Source organism: Pseudomonas sp. D3-10, from assembly GCF_051132175.1.
Taxonomy (GTDB): Bacteria; Pseudomonadota; Gammaproteobacteria; order Pseudomonadales; family Pseudomonadaceae; genus Aquipseudomonas.
In genome coordinates, this window is the sequence record NZ_CP071668.1 from 31,608 (window position 1) to 54,239 (window position 22,632).

Sequence of the window (22,632 nt, forward strand, 5' to 3'; positions counted from 1 at the left end):
AGTCTACACCCCTCGACGGGGTAGGACAAAACTCAGCAGAAACAACGCCGCGGCGCTGACCACGATGGACGGGCCGGCCGGGGTGTCCTTGAACCATGAAAGTGCCAGCCCGCCACATACGGCGAGCATGCCCAGCAGGCTCGCGCCCAGGGCCATCTGCTCGGGCGAGCGAGCGTGACGCTGTGCCGCAGCCGCCGGAATGATCAGCAACGAAGTAATCAGCAACACACCGACGATCTTCATCGCCACCGCAATGACAACCGCGATCAACAGCATCAGCGCCAAACGCAGGCCCACCACGGGCAAACCTTCGACCCGCGCCAGCTCCTCATGGACCGTGACCGCCAGCAGCGGACGCCACAGCGCCACGAGCAACGCCAATACCGCCGCGCTGCCGCCGAGGATCCAAGAGAGATCCGCCGGGCTGATCGCCAGCAGGTCACCGAACAGATAGGCCATCAGGTCGATACGGACGTCACGCATGAAGCTCAGCACCACCAATCCCAAGGACAGGGTGCTGGGGGCCAAGATGCCCAGCAACGTGTCGGACGCCAGCGGCTGGCGCTGTTGCAGGGTCACCAGCACCACCGCCAGCAATAGGCAGCCGACGGTAACGGCCACTGCGGGACTGACGTCCAGCAGGAAACCCAGGGCCACGCCCAGAAGCGCCGCATGGGACAAGGTGTCGCCAAAATATGCCATGCGCCGCCAGACCACGAACGAGCCCAGTGGACCAGCCACGAGCGCGAGGGCCAAGCCTGCAAGCAGGGCATACAACAGAAAATCAGCCATGCTTGCAGCCGTCTCCATGAACATGATTGGAAGCAGAAGGGGCGCTGACCACCGAACCGTGCAGGTCATGGGCATGGTCATGGTGGTGGTGATAAATCGCCAGGCTCTGTGCGTTCTTTCCGAACAATTCGACGAATGCTGGATCACCGCTGACTTGTTCGGGGTGGCCGGAGCAGCAGACGTGGCGGTTGAGGCACACCACTTGGTCGGTGGTGCTCATGACCAAATGAAGATCGTGGGAGACCATTAACACGCCGCAACCATGGCGGTCGCGCAGGCGGGTGATCAAGCTGTATAGCTCGGCCTGTCCCGCGACATCGACGCCTTGCACGGGCTCGTCGAGCACCAATAACTCCGGCTCGCGTAGCAGGGCCCGGGCCAGCAATACACGCTGCATCTCGCCCCCGGAAACACTTTGCACCGGACTGTCGATCACTTGCTCGGCGCCGACTTCCTTCAGCGCCGCCAAGGCTCGCTCGCGATCGACGCCTGGCACCAGGCGCAGGAAGCGCAGGACCGAAAGCGGCAAGGTCGGATCGACGTGGAGTTTTTGCGGCATGTAGCCGACGCGCAACTTGGGTTTGCGCCAGACGCTGCCGCTGTTTGGCTTGAGCAAACCCAGCACGGCGCGCACCAGGGTGGTCTTGCCGGCGCCGTTGGGGCCGATCAAGGTCACGATCTGCCCCGGTTCGACGCTTAAATGGATGTTGTCCAGCACGCTCTGCCCGGCGAACGTCACGGCCACCTGGTCGAGGCGGATCAACGCGTTGCTCATCAGGCCCCCTGGCAGCCGGAGCAGAGACCGACCACTTCGACGGTCTGGGTGTCGACCACGAAGCCGACCTCCCTGGCGCTGGCGATGATCGCGTCGCTGATGGACTTTTGTTCAAGCTCGATCGCCGCATGACATTCGCGACAGATCAGGAACTGGCCCTGGTGGGCGTGCTCCGGGTGGTTGCAGCCGACGAAGGCATTCAGCGACGAGATGCGATGCACCAAGCCGTTTTCCAGCAGGAAGTCCAACGCACGGTAGACGGTCGGCGGCGCGGCCCGTCGGCCGTCCTGCTCGCTGAGCACCGCGAGGATGTCATATGCACCCAGCGGCTTGTGGCTTTGCCAGACCAATTCCAGCACGCGCCGACGCAGGGCGGTCAGGCGCAACCCTTGGCGCGCGCAGATGGCGTCGGCCTCGGACAGTGCGCTGTGCACGCAGTGGGAGTGATCGTGGGGACGACTGGCAAGGGGTGTGATAGGCATGGGCAGCGACGAGTTTGGTGAGAGACGTTATTATGTTACCCGTTCTCGTCTCTCCGAGTGGTCATCGTGTCCCGAATTTTTTCGCTCTTTGTCGCTTTTGTCGCAAGTTTTCTGCTGATCGGCCCGGTCCAGGCGGACGTCAAGGTACTCACCAGCATCAAGCCGCTGCAATTGATTGCCGCCGCGGTGCAGGACGGCGTGGCAGTTCCGCAGGTATTGCTACCGCCGGGGGCTTCGCCCCATCACTATGCGTTGCGGCCATCCGATGTACGCAAGGTGCAATCGGTGGATTTGCTCTACTGGATCGGCCCAGACATGGAAGGTTTCCTACCGCGTGTGCTGAATGGTCGTACCTTGCCTTCCATCGCGGTTCAAGACTTGCCGGGGCTCAAGTTGCGTCATTTCGCCGAGGACAGCGCGTCCCACGAGGATCATGACCATGATCAGGGCGATGACCACGATCACGACCACCGCCCCGGCACCGTGGATGCCCACCTGTGGCTTTCGCCGCATAATGCGCGGGTGATCGCCGCCAGGATGGCGGCTGACCTGAGCGCTGCGGATCCGGCGAACGCTGCCCGTTACCAAGGCAACCTCAAGGGCTTCAACCAGCGTCTCGATGCGTTGGATACACGCCTCAAGGCCCGCCTGGCCGGGGTCGCGGGCAAACCTTATTTTGTCTTCCACGAGGCGTTCGATTATTTCGAAGACACTTACGGCCTCAAGCACGCCGGTGTGTTCGCCGTGGCCGCCGAAGTGCAGCCCGGAGCCCAGCATGTGGCGGCGATGCGCACGCGCTTGCAAGCGGTAGGCAAGACCTGCGTCTTCAGCGAGCCGCCGTTGCGCCCGCGCCTGGCCGAAACCCTGGTGGCCGGGTTGCCGGTGAAACTGGCGGAGCTGGACGCACTGGGCGGCTACACCCCGGCGACGGCGCAAGGATATGAGCAGCTGTTGGAAAAGTTGGGCAATGATCTGGCGGGGTGTCTGGAGTCGTTATAACCCCACTGCTCTTGTGGCGAGGGAGCTTGCTCCCGCTGGGCGCGCGAAGCGGCCCTAAAAATCTTGCGGTCGCTGCGCAACCGAGCGGGAGCAAGCTCCCTCGCCACAAAAGCCTTCGCGCCGGCCTGCTGTTATAGGGCGAACGGCAACAACGCATGAACCGTCTGCCGCTGCGCCAAGCGCTGCTGGAACTCCATGGGATCGTGAATCAACACATCCTGCCCGGCAAACGATTCGGCGGCGATCAACCGCGACAACCAGAACCGCACGCACGCCACGCGCAGCATGGTCGGCCACAGCTGCGCCTCGGCGGCGGTGAACGGCCGTAGCGCGGCGTAGGCCCCCAGCAGTGCTCTTGCCCGGGGACCGTCGAGCACGCCGTCATCGTCCGAACACCAGTCATTCAAGGCGATGGCGACGTCATAAAGCATCGGCCCGGAGCAGGCGTTGTAGAAATCGATCAATCCGGTCAGGTGCGTGCCTTCGAACATCGCGTTGTCGCGGAACAGGTCCGCGTGGATGTTGGCGCGAGGCAGCGCGAGGATGCCGACCTTTTGCAGCGAGATCTCGTCCAGCGCTGTTTCCAGCAGCCGATGGGCTTCGGCATCGAGGCGCGACAACAGCTTGGCACCCTCCTCCTGCATCCAGTCGAGGCCGCGATCGGTCTTGCGCTTGATCATTTTGTCGCGTGTCGCCAGGTGCAGGTGTGCGAGCAATTCGCCGACCTGCGCGCAATGCTGCGAATTGGCCTGCTTGATGTGCTTGCCGGCCAGGCGCGGTTGCAGCAGTGCCGGTTTGCCGGCCAGTTCACGCAACGCAACGCCGTCGGTGGTGCGCAGTGCGTAGGGCACCGGCAGGTTGGCGTCGTGCAGCACGTCCAGCAGCTCGATGAAGAACGGCATTTCCTGCACCGGGCCGCGCTCGACCAGGGTCAGGACGAATTCGCCCCGCTCAAGGCTGATGAAAAAATTGGTGTTTTCGCTGCCAGCGGCGATCCCCTGGAAGTCAAGCAGGCGGCCGAGCCCGTAAGGGGCGAGAAAGGTTTCCAGCTCGGGCCGAGCCAGGGGCGTGAACACAGACATGGTTAAAACTGCCAGTACGGGCGCTCTTCAGCGAGCGCCGGTTGAAGTCGAGAGCGGCATTACCACTCAAAGATTTTCCACGAAGGGATCAGCATATCCGGCTGGTCCGAGCGGATGAAATTTGCATCGGTGCCGTCGGCGCGTACCAGGAAATAAGGCTTGCCGTTCTTGGGCGTGACCTTGATCGCGTACAAAAAGCCGTTTTGCCGATATTCCTGGATGGTTTTATCGCCTTCGGTGCGGATGGTGACATCCGGGTCCGCCGAGGGAGCGTCATCCGCTGCCATGACGGCTATCGGGGTGAATGCAAACAAACCAGCGAGTAACAGGCGATTTAGTGTACGCATGATAACCTTGTCCCTTTGTCGTCAACGGTCCCGCTATTCTAGCCCCGGACCCGCCGAAAAGGTTGATCCTGCTCATGAGCCAAGCCCCCCTCGTCCTGGTGGACGGTTCTTCTTATCTGTACCGCGCCTTTCACGCGCTGCCACCGCTGACCACCTCCAAAGGCCTGCCGACCGGTGCGGTCAAGGGCGTGCTGAACATGCTCAAGAGCCTGCGCAAGCAGTATCCGGACAGCCCATTCGCGGTGGTATTCGACGCAAAGGGCGGGACATTTCGCGATGCCCTGTACGCTGAATATAAAGCCAACCGCCCAAGCATGCCCGACGACATGCGCGTACAGATCGAACCGCTGCACGCCAGCGTCAAGGCCCTGGGTTTCCCACTGCTGTGCGTGGACAACGTTGAAGCCGACGACGTGATCGGCACCCTGGCCCGTAGCAGTGCCGCCGCCGACCGGCCTGTGGTGATCTCCACTGGCGACAAGGACATGGCGCAACTGGTCGATGGGCACATTACCTTGGTCAATACGATGACCGGTAGTGCGCTGGACGTGGCTGGCGTGAAGGAGAAGTTTGGCGTCGCTCCAGAGCAGATCATCGATTACCTGGCGTTGATGGGCGATTCTTCCGACAACATCCCGGGCGTTCCGGGTATCGGACCGAAGACCGCGTCCGGCCTGTTGGTAGGCGTCAACGGCGGCCTGACCGAGCTGTATGCGCAACTGGACATCGTTGCCACGCTGCCGATTCGCGGCGCCAAGACGTTGGCTGCCAAGTTGGAAGAACACAAGGAAATGGCGTTTCTTTCCTACGAACTGGCGACCATCAAGACAGACGTGCCCCTGGATATCGGCCTTGACGACCTGCAGATGGGCTCGCCGGATCACGAAAAGCTCGCCGAGTTGTATACGCTGCTGGAATTCAAGAGCTGGTTCGAAGAGAACCAGCGCGACGCCAAGCGTGCCGGCCAGGATATCGTGGAAGTCAACGAAGAGCCGGCGGCGGGTATCGAGAAGAAGTACGAGGTCATCCTTGATCAGGCCAGCTTCGATGCGTGGCTGGCGAAGCTGGAGCAGGCGCCGCTGTTTTCCCTGGTGACACAAACCAATGGTGGGGATGCGCAGCACTCTCAACTGGTGGGGTTGTCGTTCTCCGTGGCCCCTTTCGAGGCGGCCTACATCCCGCTGACCCATTCCTACATGGGCGTGCCGGAGCAATTGGATCGTGACACAGTGCTCAAGGCGCTCAAGCCTTTGCTGGAAAATCCGCACAAGCTCAAAGTCGGTCAGCATGCCAAGTTCGAAACCAACATCCTGGCTAATTGCGCCATCGATGGCGACCAAAACAACGGCATCCTGGTGCAGGGCATCGTCTTCGACACCATGCTGGAGTCCTACGTACTGGATTCCACGGCGACCCGTCACGATATGGACAGCCTGGCGCTGAAATATCTGGGGCAGAGCAAGACCGATATCCAGGACATCGCCGGCAAAGGCGTCAAACAGCTGAGCTTCGACCAGATTTCACTTGAGCTGGCGGGCCCGTACGCGGCCGAAGACGCCGACGTGACCTTCCGCCTGCACCAGGCCTTGCAAGAAAAACTGGCCGTCACGCCAAGCCTGGGCAAGGTGCTCAACGAGATCGAAATGCCGTTGATGCCGGTCCTGGCGCGCATCGAGCGCCAAGGGGCGCTGGTGGATGCCAACCTGCTCGGCGTACAGAGTGTCGAGCTGGGTGACAAATTGGTGGCGCTGGAGCGTGAGGCGTTTGCCATTGCCGGTGAGGAATTCAACCTGGGCTCGCCCAAGCAATTGGGCGTGATCCTGTACGAAAAGCTCGGCTTGCCGGTGCTCAGCAAAACCGCCAAGGGCCAGGCATCGACCGCCGAAGCAGTGCTTGCCGAGCTGGCGGAGCAGGATTACCCGCTGCCCAAGGTGCTGATGCAGTACCGCTCGTTGAGCAAGCTCAAGAGCACCTACACCGATCGCCTGCCGGAGCAGATCAACAGCCGCACCGGACGCGTCCATACCAACTACCAGCAGGCCGTCGCCGCGACCGGGCGTTTGTCATCCATAGACCCGAACCTGCAGAACATTCCTATCCGCACCGCGGAAGGCCGTCGGATTCGTCAGGCATTCGTCGCGCCCAAAGGCTACAAGCTGTTGGCGGCGGACTACTCGCAGATCGAGCTGCGGATCATGGCGCACCTGGCTAAGGATGAAGGGTTGCTCCATGCCTTTCGCAACGACCTGGACGTGCACCGCGCCACTGCTGCCGAAGTATTCGGCGTAGAGCTGGAGGCGGTGACCCATGATCAGCGACGCAGCGCCAAGGCAATCAATTTCGGTTTGATCTACGGCATGAGCGCCTTCGGCCTGGCCAAGCAGATCGGTGTCGATCGCAAGCAGTCCCAGGCTTACATCGATCGCTACTTCACCCGTTATCCCGGTGTGTTGGAGTACATGGAGCGCACCCGCGCACAGGCCGCCGAACAAGGTTTCGTCGAAACCATTTTCGGTCGCCGGTTGTACCTGCCGGACATCAACGCGAAAAACCCGGCCCTGCGCAAAGGCGCCGAGCGCACCGCCATCAACGCGCCGATGCAAGGCACGGCGGCCGACATCATCAAGAAAGCCATGGTTGCCGTGGATGGCTGGCTGAGCGCGTCAGGGCTGGATGCGAAAGTCATCCTGCAGGTCCACGACGAACTGGTTCTGGAAGTGCGTGAAGACCTGGTCGACCAGGTGAGTGTGGAAATCCGCCAGCACATGAGCGCCGCGGCTAAGTTGGACGTGCCGCTGCTGGTGGAAGTGGGCGTGGGCAATAACTGGGACGAGGCACACTGATTCTTTCGTGCTGAGACCTCCGAGCTCTTGTGGCGAGGGAGCTTGCTCCCGCTCGGCTGCGCAGTAGTCGTAAACCGGGCGATGCGGTCTACTGGAAAATGCACGGGCCTGCGGCGCAGGCCAGCGGGAGCAAGCTCCCTCGCCACAGGGGATTGGTGTCAGGATAGGGATATGGCTATCGCGAGCAAGCTCGCGATAGCGTCAGCCCAGGCAATCGATACCGCATTGCATCACCGCAAACCCAGGCGTGGCCTCGTTAGCTCTGAAATTTCCTACAGTTATTTCCAAAATAATCTGAACTAAAGTTGTGAATTACCACTCAGAGATTCTGAATGGCTGGTGAAGCCCTTCAATGCTCCTATGTTGTGTTAAGTGTTGGCAGATATCTGGACCCCGCCCTAGCGGTCCGGAACTTGGACCCCGAACTTCCCCCTCCCCATACGAAGTCCGGGGTTTTTTTTTGCCTGCGATTTGGCTATTCAGCCGCCTCGCCGCCCTTGTCCGCCAGCTCCATCCAATCGGCCAATACCGTGTAGGCCTCTTCCAGCCCCATGCGCTTGGGGGCAGAGAACAACTGGATAGTAATCGTGTCGCCCCAACCCTTACGGATCTCCGATTGCACTTTGAGAAGGGTGTTCTTTGCCGCGCCGTAAGTGAGCTTGTCGGCCTTGGTCAGCAAGATGTGCATCGGCATGCCGCTGGCAACGGCCCAATCGAGCATCAGCAGGTCGAAGTCGGTCATCGGATGGCGGATATCCATCATCAGAATCAGGCCTTTCAAACTCTCGCGGCTACCCAGGTAAGCTTCCAGGTGACGTTGCCAGTGCTGTTTGAGCGGGATTGGCACCTTGGCATAACCGTAGCCCGGCAGGTCGACCAAACGGCGTTCATCGTCTAGCTTGAAGAAGTTCAAGAGCTGCGTGCGACCTGGGGTTTTCGAGGTGCGCGCCAGGCTTGCATGGGTCAGGGTGTTCAGCGCGCTGGACTTGCCAGCGTTGGAACGTCCGGCGAAAGCCACTTCGAAACCTTCGTCGTCAGGGCATTGATCGACTTTGGCAGCGCTGAGCATGAAGGTGGACTGTTGGCACAGGCCAAGGATGGGGTTCTTCAGTTGCATGGGATTTCCGATGTGGGCGGCGTCGGGAATGGACGCGGCAAGCTGTGTCGTTTCCGTTTCAGTGACGCCAGTATATAATGCCGCAGATTTTGTGTGCGCTTTGTCCCAGCGTAGGATGAAGCTCACGGGAGCGATAGAACTGAATTGCGCATCAGAACGCAGCTCGTTCCCAACCCTGAAAAGGTCGTTTTATGACGAAATGGCTGCTAGCTGCCGGTGTCTTGATGCCGCTTTACAGCGCTCAGGCTACACAGGATCCGGAAGCTGTGTACAACCGTGTTTGTGGTGCCTGTCATTCCGGCCAACTACCCATGGCGCCTCGCAAGGGTGACCAGGAAGCTTGGACGCCGAGGTTGGCGAAAGGTATGGGGACGCTGGTGCAACACGTGACCCAGGGTTTCAAGGCGATGCCGCCGCGTGGTTTGTGCATGGACTGCAGTGCCGAGGATTACCAAGCCATCATCCAGTGGATGAGCGAGTAAGCCCGGTCCATAACTCTTAACCCTTAGCCGTAGTTGGATTAGCTGATGAACAAACTGATCGTGAGTCTGCTGTTGACCTTGGGGATATCCGGCGTAGCCCACGCCGCTGGCGATGCCGCCGCCGGTCAGGCGAAAGCGGCCGTATGCGGGGCCTGCCACGGTCCGGATGGCAATAGCATGGCGCCCAACTTTCCAAAACTGGCGGGCCAGGGTGAGCGCTACCTGACCAAGCAGCTGAAGGAAATCAGGGATGGCAAGCGTGTCGTCCTGGAAATGACCGGCCTGCTGAACAACCTGAACGATCAGGATCTGGCGGACCTCGCGGCGTATTTCGCCAGCCAGAAGGGCAGCGTTGGCGCCGCCGATCCAAAACTAGTGGCTCGCGGCGAAGCGCTGTTCCGCGGTGGCAACCTGGAAAAAGGCCTCCCAGCCTGCACCGGGTGCCACTCCCCTGACGGCAAGGGCAACGCCGCTGCCGGTTTCCCACACCTGGGCGGCCAGCATGCCCAGTACATCACCAAGCAACTCACCGATTTCCGCAAGGAAGAAGGTGGTCGCGCCAACGATGGCGACGCGATGACCATGCGTACGATTGCTCGCAAGCTGAGCGACGAAGACATCGCGGCCGTTTCCAGCTACATCCAGGGCCTGCACTGAGGCCGTTGCAAGGGGGACATCTCTTGCAACGTTAACGCCCGATTAATCTATCGATGCAAAAATCAAAAGGGTGGCTTTGGCCGCCCTTTTTTGTGGCCGCTGCCGTTACACTAGCGAAACTGAACCCGCCGGGCCCTGTCTGAAAAACACGCCTCGCGAGGCCACCTCATTTGTCCAGGAGTAAAGCATGCGTAATCTGATCATCAGCGCCGCGCTCGTCGCCGCCAGCCTGTTCGGCGTGACTGCCCAAGCAGCTGAAGCACCCGCCGCGCCTTATGTCGAATTGGCCAACCCCGTGCCGGTAGCAGTGCCTGGCAAGGTCGAGGTCGTGGAGCTGTTCTGGTACGGCTGCCCGCATTGCTACGCATTCGAGCCTGTGATCAATCCATGGGCTGAAAAGCTGCCTTCGGACGTGAATTTCGTGCGCATTCCCGCCATGTTCGGCGGCCCATGGGACGCTCACGGCCAGATGTTCCTGACCCTCGAGGCCATGGGCGTCGAGCATCAGGTTCACGCTGCGGTGTTCAACGCGATCCAGAAAGAAGGCAAGAAGCTCACCAAGAAAGAAGACATGGCTGAGTTCCTCGCAACCCAGGGCGTCGACAAGGATAAGTTCCTGGCCACGTTTGATTCCTTTGCTATTCAGGGACAGATCAAGAAGGCCCGTGAGCTGGCGAAGAAATACGAAATCACCGGCGTACCGACCATGGTCGTCAATGGCAAATACCGCTTTGACATCGGCTCCGCTGGCGGCGCGAACGAAGCGCTGCAACTGGCGGACACGCTGATCGCCAAAGAGCGAGCGGCCACCAAGGCTGCTGCCAACTAAGCCCGGCCCACGGCCATGGCCCGCTGGAGTACCGAGCGCATCGTTGGCCTGCACGAACCGCGGGTCAACGAGCACCATGTCGCCTCCACGGGCCTGCCGGCGGACAGCCGCCTGCGGTTGCTCAGTTTTAATATCCAGGTCGGCATCAGCACCGAGCGCTACCGGCACTACCTGACCCGGGGCTGGCAACATCTGCTACCCCATACGGGACGCGCCGGTAACCTGCAAAAGATAGGCGACCTGCTGAAAGACTTCGACCTGGTTGCCTTGCAGGAAGCCGATGGCGGAAGCCTGCGCTCCGGCTACATCAATCAAGTCGAACACCTTGCCCATCTTGGTGCGTTCCCCTACTGGTACCAACAACTCAATCGCAACCTCGGCCGGCTCGGCCAGCACAGCAACGGCGTGCTGAGTCGCCTGCGACCGTGGGCGATCGAAGACCATCCGCTACCAGGCCCCAAGGGGCGTGGAGCGATCCTGGCGCGCTTCGGCGAAGGTCCGGAGGCGCTGATTGTGGTGATGATGCACTTGGCTCTCGGGGCTCGCACCCGAACGATGCAGTTGGCCTACATTCGCGAACTGATCGGCGGCTACAAGCACCAGGTGCTGATGGGCGACATGAACACCCACGCCAATGACTTGCTCCAGACGTCGCCACTGCGCGACCTTGGCCTGCTCGCCCCGCAGCTCGAAGCCACGTTTCCCAGCTGGCGCCCCCAGCGCTGCCTGGACCATATCCTGCTGAGCCCGACCTTGACCCTCGAACGCGTCGAAGTATTGGCCCAGCCCATTTCCGATCACCTGCCGGTCGCGGTCGAAATACGTCTGCCGGGTTCGCTCACGGCCGACGCATTCCCTGCGCTGAGTCCTTCCCCTTGCGGACCCGATGAATGAGCGACGACGCCGAACGCTGGAGAGAGAAGTACCTCAAGAGCATCGAACAACAGGAAAAGCTTGAGCGCCGCTGGGACGCTCGGCTCGACTTGCTGCGTCGAGGCCTGGTGCGCAGCACCTTGGCCGCCGAGGGTACCGACCGGGCCGTAGACCAGTGCATGAAAGAGATGCGCGAGGTGGTGCGCACCGACGACATGGACGCCGCCCTCGCCGCCTTGCTGCCGCGCCTGGAGAAAGCCGTACTCGATTCCGAACAGCGCCGCGAGACGCGTGTGGACCAAATGAGCGCCGCGTTGACCGCGTTGGTCGCCCAGTTGCAATCCTTGCCGCTGCCGAAGGAAGTCAGCCGGCCATTGAAGAAGTTCTCCAAGCAATTGGATGCCCGGGTCGGCCAGGCGCGGGAAATCCCATTATTGCTCAGCGAATTGAGCGGCTTGCAGGGCAAGGCGCTGAGCGCGCTGGAAACGCCGGATCAGCCGAGCCGGCCCGGTCTGCTGCAACGGCTGTTCGGTGGGCACGGTCACGATGAGGTGCCCGTCCAGCCCCAGCCGTCCGAGCCGGCCCGGTCCAGCCCGACGCCTGAGACGGATGCCGCGGCGCTGGCGCCTGCGCAACCGGCAGTCGAGACGGTATCCATCGCACCTGCCCCCACCCCATTAGCGGAGCAAGACCACGCAGCCACCGTGCCAGAAACGGGGCCGGTCGCGGTAACGGAGCCGGCAGATGAACCGCAAGACGAGCCTGCACCGCAGCCCGAGCCGGAAGCCAGCACCCAGGTAGCCCAGGCCGCCGTCGAACCATCCCCGGTCCTCGCCGAGCACGCCGAACCCGGTACCGTGCTGGAAAACCCGGACGAGCTGGTGCCAGAGGCGTCAACGCAGCCGCTTGAGGAAATACCCCTTGCTGTCGAAGAGCCCGTCGAGCTCCCCGCATCGGTCGATCCCGATGAGGCTCATTACGCCCTGCCAGACTCGCCGGAACCCTCCTACAGCTCGGTCGCCAGGCATATCGAAGACACCCTGCTGGGCTTGCTTGGCGATCTGACGTTGCCCGAGCGTCATCGGCCCCAGGCGGAAGCCATGCGAGAGCGTTTGCGCAACGGTTTGAACTGGTATGAGTTGTTGCCGATCCTCGACGATCTGGCGGTGCTTATGTTGGCGATCACTGACAGCGGCCAGCACGAGTTTGAAGCTTATCTGCAGCGACTCAACGATCGTCTGGAGTCATTCCAAAGCACGCTGCAAGCCGCCAGCGATGACCATGCCGACAATCTTTCGGCCTCCAGGGAAATGGACTCCCAGATCCGCGAGCAAGTGGATGGCCTGCAGAGCAGCATGCAGCAAGCCGATGACCTGGAAGGCCTCAAGCAAGTGCTGGAAAACCATTTGGAAGGGCTGCTGGGTACGATGGATGAACATCGCAAGCAGCGTGACCAGCGTGAGAAGGACGTTTCGATTCGCCTGAAAAGCCTGGCCGAGCGCGTTGCGTTGATGGAGCAGGACGCTCTGATCGTGCGCGAGAACCTGGAGGAGCAGCGGCAAAAGGCCTTGATCGATCCGCTGACCGGCCTGCCCAACCGCGCAGCCTGGAGCGAGCGTCTCGAACGGGAAGTCGACCAGTGGCAGCGGCACGGCAATAGCCTGTTGATCGCCATGCTCGACCTCGATCACTTCAAGCGGATCAATGACAACTACGGTCACTTGGCCGGCGACCGGGTACTCAAGCTCATTGCCTCGGTCCTGCGCAAGCGTATCCGCGGCAGTGACTTCATCGCCCGCTTTGGCGGCGAGGAGTTCGTCCTGCTGGTGCCAGACACACCTCTCGCGGCCGGCGCAAAACTGGCCGAGGTATTGCGCGCGGCCATCGAGGCCTGTCCGTTTCATTTCAAGGGCGAGCCAGTGACAATCACGGTGTCGATGGGCATGACGGCCTTCAAGCCGGGGGAACGCAGCGAGCTGGTGCTCAAACGAGCCGATGAGGCGTTGTATCGGGCAAAAAATGCTGGGCGTAACCGAGTGGAGCTAGGCTGAGCAATTGTTCCATTTTATTAAGGGCATCGGATCATCCCTAGGTGATACGTTACACTGTTGCATTATCTTCCTGCGTGCATGTTCTTTGCCATGAAACTTATCCCGCTTCTTGCTTCGCTGCTCCTACTGGCCGGTTGTGCGAGCGGCCCCCGGCTCGATACCAGCCACCCATCGGTCAACCACGACAGCCGTGCCCAATACATCGTGGTGCACTACACCTCGGCTTCGCTTGAACGTTCGTTGTCCCTGCTGACCCACGGCGAAGTCAGCGCTCACTACCTGATAGGGGACGATAAGGACGCGACCATCTACAAGCTGGTGGACGAAAACCGGCGCGCCTGGCACGCCGGGGAAAGCGAGTGGCAAGGCCGGACCTGGCTCAACTCCAGCTCCATTGGGATCGAGATCGTCAATCCGGGCTATATCGACACGGCCACCGGCCGCCTCTGGTACCCCTACAGCGAAGCTCAGGTGCAATCGTTGATCGCCTTGCTCAAGGACATCACCCGGCGTAACGCGATCAACCCGGTCAATATCATTGGCCATAGCGACATTGCCCCCAACCGCAAGCTGGATCCCGGTCCGTTGTTTCCCTGGAAGCGACTCGCGCAGGCAGGCCTGGGCGTCTGGCCGGACGAGGGAGCGGTCGCGCGCCAGCAGGCTGCCTATGGCGATCAGTTGCCGGCCGCCAGTTGGTTCCAGGCCGAGCTGGCCCGCCTTGGCTACCCGACACCTCGCACCGGCGAATGGGATGTCGCCACCCACCAGGTACTGGCCGCCTTCCAGATGCGCTACCGGCCGGCCCGGTTCGATGGCTCGCCAGACGCGCAAAGCGCGGCGACTTTGCAGGTGCTCAATCAGACAAAATAATGACGCTCGTCTGACTAATCGAACCAAATCCAAAACAGAAGCTATAACTCATTGGTAACTTTCGGATTACTGATGATGACGGCTGCGCGCGAAACCCTGCAGAGCTGGCTCCATCGCCCTATTTTCCTGGCGATGACGGCGGCTGCCCTAAGTACCGTGTTGTTGCTGGCGGGCAGCCTGTTTGTCGTCATGCAACAGATCCAACAGCGTGAAAGCGATCAGATGAATGCCCAAGGCGAGCGTTTCCTGCAGCGCCTGGAACAACTTTTCGGCCAACTGCGCGAAAGCCTCGATGACCTGCAGGCACAACCGCTGCGTGGCTGTAACGACGACATGATCGCCACCTTGCAGCAGGTGAGTTTCAATTATCGCTTCGTCTACGAGGCGGCTTATATCGACAGCTCCGGCATGTGCTCCAGTCGTCCGCGCCAGAGCGCTTTGTCGCTGGCACGAGCGCCTGACTTGCGGGGCCCCGCCTACAGCTATTGGCTCAATACCACCACGGAGCCCGACGAGAACCGTGCTGCGTTGATGTTGGGGCGCGGAAATTTCCGAGTGGCAACGTCTCGCGGCCACCTGACCGATGTGGTCGACCTGCCGCCGGGCAGCAGCCTGCTCGTCGTCCTGGATGCTGGCGAGCGGGCCATTCCAGTCCTAGGCACCGAACAGCGCTGGCCACCGACGGAGCCGTGGCCACCGAAAAGCAAAAACGCTTTGCAAGTCACCAAGCATCGGTTGATCTACCGAATGCCGACCGATAACCCGGAATACCAATTGGTGCTGATTGCGCCCCGTAACGGCGTACGCATTCCGGCTAACGCCTGGTGGATGCTGCCTATCAGCCTGGTGCTGGGGCTGGGCATTGGTTTCCAAGTCTTTTTACTCGCGCGCCAGCGTCAGTCCATGGATGCCGAGTTGCACGGTGCTATCCGACGCGGCGAGTTGCAGGTGCTCTATCAACCGATCTTCGATCTACACAGCCGCAACTGCGTAGGCGCCGAGGCCTTGCTGCGCTGGCGCCGGCCGGACGGCACCCTGACCAGCCCGGATCTGTTTATTCCGATGGCGGAGGACACCGGGCAGATCCGCCAGATCACCGATTTTGTCCTCCAGCGGTTGTTCGACCAGTTGGGCCAGCTGTTGCGGGCCAATCCGCACCTCTACATTTCCGTGAACCTGGCAGCCTGCGACGTGATGGTGCCGCGTATCGGCGATGTGATCGCCCGGCTGCTGGCGATGCATCGTGTGTCGGCGCACCAGATTGCCTTCGAAGTCACCGAGCGTGGCCTGGTCGACGTGCTCGTTGCTCGCGATAACCTGCAATCGTTGCGCGACGTAGGGCATCAGGTATTGATCGATGACTTCGGCACCGGCTATTGCAGCCTGGCTTACTTGCAGACACTGCCGGTGGACTGCCTGAAGATCGACAAGGCGTTCATCGACGCGTTGGGGCACGACGCCGCCAGCAGTGGCGTGGCCCCGCACATCATCCGCATGGCCCACGCGCTGGAGCTCAAGGTCATCGCCGAAGGCATCGAGCACGAGGCACAGGCGTCTTATTTGAGCAGCGAGGGCGTGAAGTTCGGTCAGGGTTGGTTGTTTGCCCACGCGCTCAGCGCGGTGCAGCTCATCGAGTTGATCACTCGCGGTCGCCGTCTGGTCGGGCGACGCATGGATGACGAGGCGTGAAGCGCCCTCAGACCGTCAGGGCCATGTAGAACTGGGTGCCCTGCCCTGGCCTTGAGTACACGCCCATGCGTCCTCCGTGAAGCTGGACGATCTCCTTGCACAGGGCCAGGCCGAGGCCGGCGCCGCCCTTTTTGCGCCCAACCTGGACGAAGGGCTCGAAGATCCGTCCTTGCTGGCCATAAGCAATCCCCTCGCCGTTATCTTCGACGCTCATGATTACCCGTTCGCCATGGCGTCGGGCTTGCAATCGGATCTGGCCGTCATCGTTGGTGTGGCGCATCGCGTTATCGATGAGGTTGTCCAGCACTCGGTCCAGTTGCGCCGCATCGGCATGCAGGCGCGGCAGCGGACCCTGGATCTCGACGAGTAATTCGATACCTTTCGCTTGCGCTTGTGCGGCAAAGCGCATCCTGGCGGCTTCCAACAGTTCTTCGATGGAGCATGGCGCCAGGGTGAGTTTCTGCAAGCCGTTCTGGTAGCGAGAGAAGTTGAGCAAGTCATTGATGAGCTGCATCAACCGCTGCATTTCTTCGTTGACGGTATTGAGTAGATCCGCTTCACGGGACTCTCGAGGAAAATGCATGCGCTCCTGCAGCAGTCCGAAGGCCATGTGCATGCCCGTAACGGGGGTGCGCAATTCGTGGGAGGCCCGCAGGACGAATTCACTGCGCACCCGTTCGAAGGCGCGTTGCTCGGTGACGTCATGCAGCACCATCACCGCGCCGAGAATCTGCCCTTGGGTATGGATGACCGGCGTGAGGCTGTAGGTCAGCACACGCGACTCGCCATCGACTTCGATGCTCAGGTCGTCCGGCGCCCGCTCTTGTGTGCCGCCGCGCAGGACCAGCTGCAACTCGTCGTCCAGCTCGACCCGTCCAAGCGCTTCCCCGAGCCCTTGTCCCAGTCGCTCCTGGTCCCAGCCCAATTGGCGTTGCGCCACGGGGTTGAGATGCTCGAGCCGACCTTGGCGGTCAATCATCAACAAGCCATCGTCAATGCTGTCGAGTACCGCTTGCAGGCGTTGCTGGCCGGCGAGTAGCTCCTCCACATTGGTCGCCTGATGTTCGCGCAGCGCCTGGGCCATGATGCCGAAGCGCCGGCTCAGCAGGTTCAGCTCCGCCGCCGAGGAGATTGGCAGCGTCACCTCGAAATTGCCTTGACCTATATCGTCAGCCGCCGCGACCAACGCCTCGATCGGCGCGCCAAAGCGCCGGGCGATGCCATGGGCCGTCACGAAGCCGATGATCAGCACCGCCAGCCCCACCAGCCCCAGCAGGCCTGAAATCAATAGGGCACGTTCGCGGGCGCGGTCCTGGGTTTCGCTGATTTTGTTCAGGGCATGGCGATAGCCCTCGATCAAGCCTCCACGTAATACGTTGAACTTATCGGTGAGCGCCTGAATGTTGGCAAGATGTTTGGGTTGCTGGAGAGAAGCATCGAAAGCCGCGAGAAAGCTGATGTAGTCGGCTCTGGCGCGGCTGAAGCTGGTGGCGGGTTCGTCCGATCGCTGTTCCTGAGCGATGCCTTCGTCCAGCAACTCGAAATACTGGCGCTTGGACGCTTCCAGCGCCGCCAGGTTGGGGGTTTCGTCGAGCATGATCATCAACTGGTCGCCCAGTGTCTGACGGAGCTTGAGGCCCAGGTCCAGCAGCACGAAGTTGTCGCGAACGGATTGTTCTTGGGTGTTGGCCATCTGCATTACGCTGACCAGTCCCAGCAACAGCCCTAGCAGCGCCACTGTGATCAGCGCCGAAATGCTGAGGAACAACCGTGTGCGCAGCTTCATCGCCAGTTTCATAAGGTGCTGCTCACAGGTTGTATTGCTTGCGTTTGCGATACAGCGTGGACGCGTCGATGCCCAGGGTCTTGGCGGCCTGGTCAAGGGTGTCGGCAGTGGCGAGCACTGCACCGATGTGCGCCTTCTCCAGTTCGTCGAGACTCAGCGCGGCACCGATACGCGGAGCGTTGTTGATCGGTTGCTCGGCCATGCCCAAGTGACTGATTTCAACCTTCTCCTGAGGGCAGATGATGCTGGCGCGCTCGACCACGTTGCGCAGCTCGCGAATGTTGCCCGGCCAGCGGTAGCCTAGCAGCGCTTCGCGTGCCTCATCGCTGAAGCCCCGTGCCGGACGCGCGTATTCTTTGACGAAGCGCGCCAGGAAGCGATCGGCGAGGGTCAGGATGTCCTCGGCGCGTTCGCGCAGGGGTGGTAGGTGCAGGGTAATGACGTTCAGGCGGTACAAGAGGTCCTCGCGAAACCGTCCATCGCGCACCATGTCCTCCAGATTGAGGTTGGTGGCGGCGAGGATGCGGACGTCGGCACGTCGGGTCACCGGATCGCCAACCCGCTCGTATTCCTTGTCTTGGATGAAACGCAGCAATTTTGGCTGCAACGCGAGGGGAAAATCGCCAATTTCATCAAGAAACAGCGTGCCGCCGTCCGCTTGGTTGACCCGCCCCAGCGTGCTTTCGCTGGCACCCGTGAACGCGCCGCGGCTGTGGCCGAACAACTCGCTTTCCATCAGTTCGGTGGTCAGCGATGGGCAGTTGATGGTGACGCAGGACTTCTTCGCGCGCTTGCTCCAGCCGTGGATCGCCCGCGCCAGTTCGCCCTTCCCGGTGCCGGACTCGCCGAGGATCAGGATATTGGCGTCCGTGCTGGCAACCTGCCGAGCGGTTTCGAGGACAACCTTCATCGCTGGGCTGTGGGAGTCCAGGCCGTCCTTAGGCTTACGCATTTCTCCTTCCAGGGCTTCGAGCCTGGCGGACAGTTGGCGTACCTCCAGTTGCTTGGCGGTCGCCAGCCGCAGTTGGTCCGGGCTGCAAGGCTTGACCAGATAATCGGCGGCGCCGGCCTGGATCGCGTCGACGGCCGTGTCCACGGCGGAATGAGCGGTCACGATAACGACGCGCATCCAGGGTGCCTGGATTCGCATCTGTCCCAATACGTCGAGACCGTTGTCTTCGCCCAGGCGCAGGTCCAGGAAGCACAAGTCGAATACCTGGCGTTGCAGCAAGGCTTCGGCCTGCGCGGCACTGTTGGCGGTAGCGACGCTATAGCCCTCGTCTTCCAGGCAATAACGGAAGGTACGCAGGATGGCGGACTCGTCGTCTACCAGCAGAATGCGGCCTTGATGCTCGGTGGCGGATTCCATCTTTCCTACGCTCCTTAATGAATGATGATGATTAGTGTCAGAAAAATCGGGCAAGTTGCATGGTCCATTCTGATCGAATATTACCCACCGAATCGGAATCTGTGGACCTCCTTCGTCTAAAAGACTGATTTTCGGCCAATTTTTAGCGCTGCCGGCGACAACGGTTCGGCTCGCTCATTCCGACATCCGTTTCCGACCCGCAATTCAAAAAAGAAATCGGCCGCAGACCTTTATCTCAATTCGTGCATAACGCACGACGCTCGCCAGGCCCATCGTGCAGGATGCGCTCCCGAAAATGGTTGCTGTCTTCCTAACTAATTGATTTGGAAAGGTTTTATTGTCATAAAAAATCTGGCATGCCGGCTGCAATGTTCTGGTCAACGTGGCGCTGAGGGCGCCTCAACCAGATCACCGCTAGGGTGGGGAGGAGTTTCAGGATGAATCGTCAAGTTGCCGCCCAATTTCGCATTACCCGCCTGCATATCCAGCAGGGGCTGTGGGCTTTTGTCGCCTTGCTGGTCACGCTCGTGGCGGGTCAGCAATTGATGCTCTGGCATGAAAGCCAGAAGCCGGAAGCTCCACTGGTATCCACCTACCGTGCCCCGCAAACCCATTTCAGTGCCGCCAGTACGCTGGCGCAGGAATCCGCTTCGATGCGGATGATGGAAGTTGACCAGGCGCAGCCTCTCTCGGAAATGCCTCGTGAAGAGAGCTGGGTGTTCTGATTCGAACCGGTCGTCCGTTGCACCGGAACCATCATTGCCAGATTCGTTACTAAATAGAAAAGCGTAAGGAGAATCACCATGTTGAGCTGGGCTATTACCTTCCTGATTATTGCCATCATCGCCGCTGTATTGGGCTTCGGTGGTATCGCAGGCACCGCCACGGGCATCGCCAAGATTCTCTTTGTCGTGTTCCTGGTGATGTTCATCGCATCGTTCTTCTTTGGCCGTCGTGGCCGAGGCTGACATGAGCGTGACTCTTAAAGGACTGGCCGCCGCCCTGCTGTTGGGCGGCAGTGCCATGGCAATGGCTGCCAACGACGGTCAAATGCGGGTCAACCAATTGCTGCAGTCGGACACGCAATATCGCGAGACTTGGCAGCAGGTCGTCAAGAAGGAAGAACGTCTGCCCGAATGGGTGATGAACCTGACGGGCGATGCAGAGCAAATGAACGCGGTCGAAGAGGACGGCGACAAGTATCTGGTCGGGCCGTTGTGCGAGACTCAGGCCACTTGCAAGAGCAAACGCCTGTTCGTCGCCTTCAGCTTCGATAAAGACGAAGCTTATGCCCTATTGGTGGAGGTGCCCGCAGGCCTGCCGGCCGATAAGTCGCCGACCCGTCACGCGGACTATCGCTTTCTTGGCAATCCCGATGAAGGTATGCAAGAACTGTTAATGGAACAGCTCAAGAAAGATCCTAACTGGTACTGATTTCTTGAAGCGGGAAGAGCAACGCTGCTTTTCTCTCTGTGAAGCCCGAGGAGGGCCGAAGCATGACCAGGGGGCTGGGACGTTCTGACCATACAGGGTCGGAGTGACCTACGGGCACAAGGGGTGCCTGCGAAAGGGCCGGGTCAGGTAAAAGCTGCGACGCAAGTTCGCGAAGTCGTGACGGCTTGGCGAACTTGCGTAGAGCTTATCCCCACGCTAGAGCGTCTCGCTGCTCTTGCGCCAATATCCGCCATCCGGCCGCGACACATTGTCCTGTTTGTTCCCCACGAGCTCGAACCGTTACCGTATATCGGAGAATGAGTGCCAGGGTTCTTGTCTCCGACCGGAGCTTCGACCCGCTCCATCCATCGTCTTTCCAAGCAATCCGAATAACGCCCGGCTACGCTGAAATGGCCGCATCACGGCACTTTTGCCTGCTCCAATGGCGTATTCGAACTGTTTGGGACGCACGTTTCGTTTTGTAAAACTCATGCCGATTCGGCATAGGGTAGGCGTTTACGGCATTAGACGATCCCCCCTTGCATCGCAATAGTTGCGCCTTTTTTCGCCTGCTGGTGAGCTGCCTTTGGCGCTCAGGGTGACCTTATACGGGGCAGCGGCATGGGTTCGAACCGCCGTCTGGCGGTCCGTTGATGTGGCTGTCCGAGTCAAACTGAAGTAAGGGTAATGATATGAAGAAGGCAAAACTAAGCCTCGCCTGGCAAATCCTCATCGGTCTGGTGCTCGGGATTGCAATCGGCGCGCTGCTCAACCATTTCAGTGCCGAAAAGGCCTGGTGGATCAGCAACGTGCTGCAACCGGCAGGCGATATCTTTATCCGTCTGATCAAGATGATCGTGATTCCCATCGTGATCTCCTCGCTGATCGTTGGCATCGCCGGCGTAGGCGACGCCAAGAAACTCGGGCGGATCGGCTTCAAGACCATCGTCTATTTCGAGATCGTGACCACCATCGCCATCGTCGTCGGCCTGCTCTTGGCGAATTTCTTCCAGCCGGGCAACGGCATCGACATGAGCACCCTGGGTACGGTGGATATCTCCAAGTACCAGGCCACGGCGGCCGAGGTCCAGCATGAGCATGCGTTTGTCCAGACGATCCTCAACCTGATCCCGTCGAACATTTTCGCGGCCGTCGCTCGCGGCGAAATGTTGCCGATCATCTTCTTCTCCGTCCTGTTCGGCCTTGGTTTGTCCAGCCTGCAATCGGACCTGCGCGATCCTCTGGTGAAGATGTTCCAGGGCGTGTCGGAGAGCATGTTCAAAGTCACCCACATGATCATGAAGTACGCGCCGATCGGTGTGTTCGCCCTGATCGCCGTGACGGTGGCCAACTTCGGTTTCGCTTCCCTGTTGCCGCTGGCGAAGCTGGTGATCCTGGTTTATGTCGCCATCGCCTTCTTCGCCTTCGTGGTGCTGGGCCTGATCGCTCGGGTGTTCGGCTTCTCGGTGATCAAGCTGATGCGCATCTTCAAGGATGAGCTGGTGCTGGCCTACTCCACCGCCAGTTCCGAAACGGTGTTGCCGCGGGTTATCGAAAAGATGGAAGCGTATGGGGCGCCAAAGGCTATCTGCAGTTTCGTGGTGCCTACCGGCTACTCGTTCAACCTTGACGGTTCGACGCTGTACCAGAGCATCGCCGCGATCTTTATCGCCCAGCTCTATGGCATCGACCTGTCCATCGGCCAGCAGTTGATGCTGGTATTGACCTTGATGGTGACCTCCAAGGGCATCGCTGGTGTGCCGGGCGTGTCCTTCGTGGTGCTGCTGGCCACACTGGGCAGCGTTGGCATTCCACTGGAAGGCCTGGCGTTCATCGCCGGTGTCGACCGCATCATGGACATGGCCCGTACGGCGCTGAACGTGATCGGAAACGCCTTGGCCGTGTTGGTCATTTCCCGTTGGGAAGGCATGTACGACGATGCCAAGGGCCAGCGCTACTGGAATTCTTTGCCGCACTGGCGCAGCAAGGAGCCGTTGCCGGCAGGGGAAACTTCCAGCCGCTGAGGCATGCCTTAAGGTCCCATCGCGAGCAGGCTCGCTCCCACAGAGATCACTCAATCATTGTGGGAGCGAGTCTGCTCGCGATGGTGGCGGCACATGCAACATCAAGCCAACCAGACCCCGGAGAAATCCGG

General features: G+C 60.5%; 21 protein-coding genes. 13 read left to right on the forward strand and 8 right to left on the reverse strand.

All coding sequences use genetic code 11. The features are described 5' to 3' along the window. Nucleotides 1-3: 3 nt before the first annotated feature. The 3 genes from znuB to zur are packed head-to-tail and all read right to left on the reverse strand — an operon-like array spanning nucleotide 4 to nucleotide 2,049. Entirely contained in the window at nucleotides 4-792 is a 789-nt protein-coding gene (gene znuB / locus J3P90_RS00145; protein WP_420766029.1) for a zinc ABC transporter permease subunit ZnuB, read from the reverse strand. After that, a complete protein-coding gene (gene znuC / locus J3P90_RS00150; protein ID WP_420766028.1) occupies nucleotides 785-1,567 on the reverse strand; it encodes a zinc ABC transporter ATP-binding protein ZnuC in 783 nt (260 codons plus the stop codon). The genes znuB and znuC overlap by 8 nt, the downstream gene beginning before the upstream one ends. Further along, nucleotides 1,567-2,049: a zinc uptake transcriptional repressor Zur gene (gene zur, locus J3P90_RS00155; protein ID WP_420766027.1), complete on the reverse strand. Its 483-nt coding sequence runs from the start codon at nucleotides 2,047-2,049 to the stop codon at nucleotides 1,567-1,569. The genes znuC and zur overlap by 1 nt, the downstream gene beginning before the upstream one ends. A 66-nt stretch (nucleotides 2,050-2,115) precedes the next feature. Between zur and znuA the strand changes: the two genes are divergently transcribed. Beyond that, nucleotides 2,116-3,048, forward strand: a complete 933-nt coding sequence (gene znuA, locus J3P90_RS00160) for a zinc ABC transporter substrate-binding protein ZnuA (RefSeq protein ID WP_434675623.1) — start codon at nucleotides 2,116-2,118, stop codon at nucleotides 3,046-3,048. A 131-nt stretch (nucleotides 3,049-3,179) separates the two neighbouring features. Here the strand turns inward: znuA and J3P90_RS00165 are convergent, their stop codons facing one another. Further along, the gene (locus tag J3P90_RS00165) at nucleotides 3,180-4,130 is read right to left on the reverse strand and encodes a homoserine kinase (protein ID WP_434675624.1); all 951 of its coding nucleotides are present in this window, start codon (nucleotides 4,128-4,130) and stop codon (nucleotides 3,180-3,182) included. Nucleotides 4,131-4,189: 59 nt separating this feature from the next. After that, nucleotides 4,190-4,477: a DUF2782 domain-containing protein gene (locus tag J3P90_RS00170; protein WP_030138994.1), complete on the reverse strand. Its 288-nt coding sequence runs from the start codon at nucleotides 4,475-4,477 to the stop codon at nucleotides 4,190-4,192. Between the two features lie 74 nt (nucleotides 4,478-4,551). Between J3P90_RS00170 and polA the strand changes: the two genes are divergently transcribed. Further along, nucleotides 4,552-7,320 carry a DNA polymerase I gene (polA, locus tag J3P90_RS00175; protein WP_434561456.1) on the forward strand — a complete coding sequence of 923 codons (2,769 nt, stop codon included), beginning with the start codon at nucleotides 4,552-4,554 and terminating at the stop codon, nucleotides 7,318-7,320. Nucleotides 7,321-7,795: 475 nt separating this feature from the next. Here the strand turns inward: polA and yihA are convergent, their stop codons facing one another. Next, complete coding sequence (yihA, locus tag J3P90_RS00180; RefSeq protein ID WP_420766023.1) at nucleotides 7,796-8,437, reverse strand: ribosome biogenesis GTP-binding protein YihA/YsxC; 642 nt, start codon at nucleotides 8,435-8,437, stop codon at nucleotides 7,796-7,798. A gap of 191 nt (nucleotides 8,438-8,628) precedes the next feature. Between yihA and J3P90_RS00185 the strand changes: the two genes are divergently transcribed. The 7 genes from J3P90_RS00185 to J3P90_RS00215 all read left to right on the forward strand — a co-directional run bounded on the left by J3P90_RS00185 (nucleotide 8,629) and on the right by J3P90_RS00215 (nucleotide 15,888). Beyond that, on the forward strand, nucleotides 8,629-8,919 hold the full coding sequence (locus J3P90_RS00185; protein WP_420766022.1) for a c-type cytochrome: 291 nt from the start codon (nucleotides 8,629-8,631) through the stop codon (nucleotides 8,917-8,919). Nucleotides 8,920-8,964: 45 nt separating this feature from the next. Next, nucleotides 8,965-9,576 carry a c-type cytochrome gene (locus J3P90_RS00190; RefSeq protein ID WP_434608656.1) on the forward strand — a complete coding sequence of 204 codons (612 nt, stop codon included), beginning with the start codon at nucleotides 8,965-8,967 and terminating at the stop codon, nucleotides 9,574-9,576. Between the two features lie 187 nt (nucleotides 9,577-9,763). After that, nucleotides 9,764-10,405: a thiol:disulfide interchange protein DsbA/DsbL gene (locus J3P90_RS00195; protein ID WP_420766020.1), complete on the forward strand. Its 642-nt coding sequence runs from the start codon at nucleotides 9,764-9,766 to the stop codon at nucleotides 10,403-10,405. Between the two features lie 15 nt (nucleotides 10,406-10,420). Then, nucleotides 10,421-11,299 carry an endonuclease/exonuclease/phosphatase family protein gene (locus J3P90_RS00200; protein WP_420766019.1) on the forward strand — a complete coding sequence of 293 codons (879 nt, stop codon included), beginning with the start codon at nucleotides 10,421-10,423 and terminating at the stop codon, nucleotides 11,297-11,299. After that, nucleotides 11,296-13,329 (forward strand): diguanylate cyclase, encoded by a 2,034-nt coding sequence (locus J3P90_RS00205; RefSeq protein ID WP_434608652.1) that lies wholly within the window; start codon nucleotides 11,296-11,298, stop codon nucleotides 13,327-13,329. Before J3P90_RS00200 ends, J3P90_RS00205 begins: the two co-directional genes overlap by 4 nt. Before the next feature lie 90 nt (nucleotides 13,330-13,419). Next, nucleotides 13,420-14,199, forward strand: coding sequence for an N-acetylmuramoyl-L-alanine amidase (locus J3P90_RS00210; RefSeq protein ID WP_434675625.1), 780 nt, complete (start codon nucleotides 13,420-13,422; stop codon nucleotides 14,197-14,199). 75 nt (nucleotides 14,200-14,274) lie between these two features. Beyond that, nucleotides 14,275-15,888 carry an EAL domain-containing protein gene (locus tag J3P90_RS00215; protein WP_420766122.1) on the forward strand — a complete coding sequence of 538 codons (1,614 nt, stop codon included), beginning with the start codon at nucleotides 14,275-14,277 and terminating at the stop codon, nucleotides 15,886-15,888. A 7-nt stretch (nucleotides 15,889-15,895) separates the two neighbouring features. Here the strand turns inward: J3P90_RS00215 and J3P90_RS00220 are convergent, their stop codons facing one another. After that, a complete protein-coding gene (locus J3P90_RS00220; protein WP_434675626.1) occupies nucleotides 15,896-17,686 on the reverse strand; it encodes a KinB sensor domain-containing domain in 1,791 nt (596 codons plus the stop codon). Nucleotides 17,687-17,696: 10 nt separating this feature from the next. Then, nucleotides 17,697-19,043 carry a sigma-54-dependent response regulator transcription factor AlgB gene (gene algB, locus J3P90_RS00225; RefSeq protein WP_420766015.1) on the reverse strand — a complete coding sequence of 449 codons (1,347 nt, stop codon included), beginning with the start codon at nucleotides 19,041-19,043 and terminating at the stop codon, nucleotides 17,697-17,699. Nucleotides 19,044-19,480: 437 nt separating this feature from the next. On the opposite strand from algB, the gene J3P90_RS00230 reads away from it, so the two are divergent. The 4 genes from J3P90_RS00230 (at nucleotide 19,481) to gltP (ending at nucleotide 22,501) form a co-directional block, all read left to right on the forward strand. Continuing rightward, a complete protein-coding gene (locus tag J3P90_RS00230) occupies nucleotides 19,481-19,768 on the forward strand; it encodes a hypothetical protein (RefSeq protein WP_434675627.1) in 288 nt (95 codons plus the stop codon). Between the two features lie 78 nt (nucleotides 19,769-19,846). Then, nucleotides 19,847-20,011, forward strand: coding sequence for a DUF1328 domain-containing protein (locus J3P90_RS00235; RefSeq protein ID WP_003177151.1), 165 nt, complete (start codon nucleotides 19,847-19,849; stop codon nucleotides 20,009-20,011). A gap of 1 nt (nucleotide 20,012) precedes the next feature. Next, nucleotides 20,013-20,477: an inhibitor of vertebrate lysozyme family protein gene (locus J3P90_RS00240; protein WP_434608645.1), complete on the forward strand. Its 465-nt coding sequence runs from the start codon at nucleotides 20,013-20,015 to the stop codon at nucleotides 20,475-20,477. Nucleotides 20,478-21,169: 692 nt separating this feature from the next. Further along, nucleotides 21,170-22,501: a glutamate/aspartate:proton symporter GltP gene (gene gltP / locus J3P90_RS00245; protein WP_420766012.1), complete on the forward strand. Its 1,332-nt coding sequence runs from the start codon at nucleotides 21,170-21,172 to the stop codon at nucleotides 22,499-22,501. The last annotated feature ends 131 nt before the right edge of the window (nucleotides 22,502-22,632 follow it).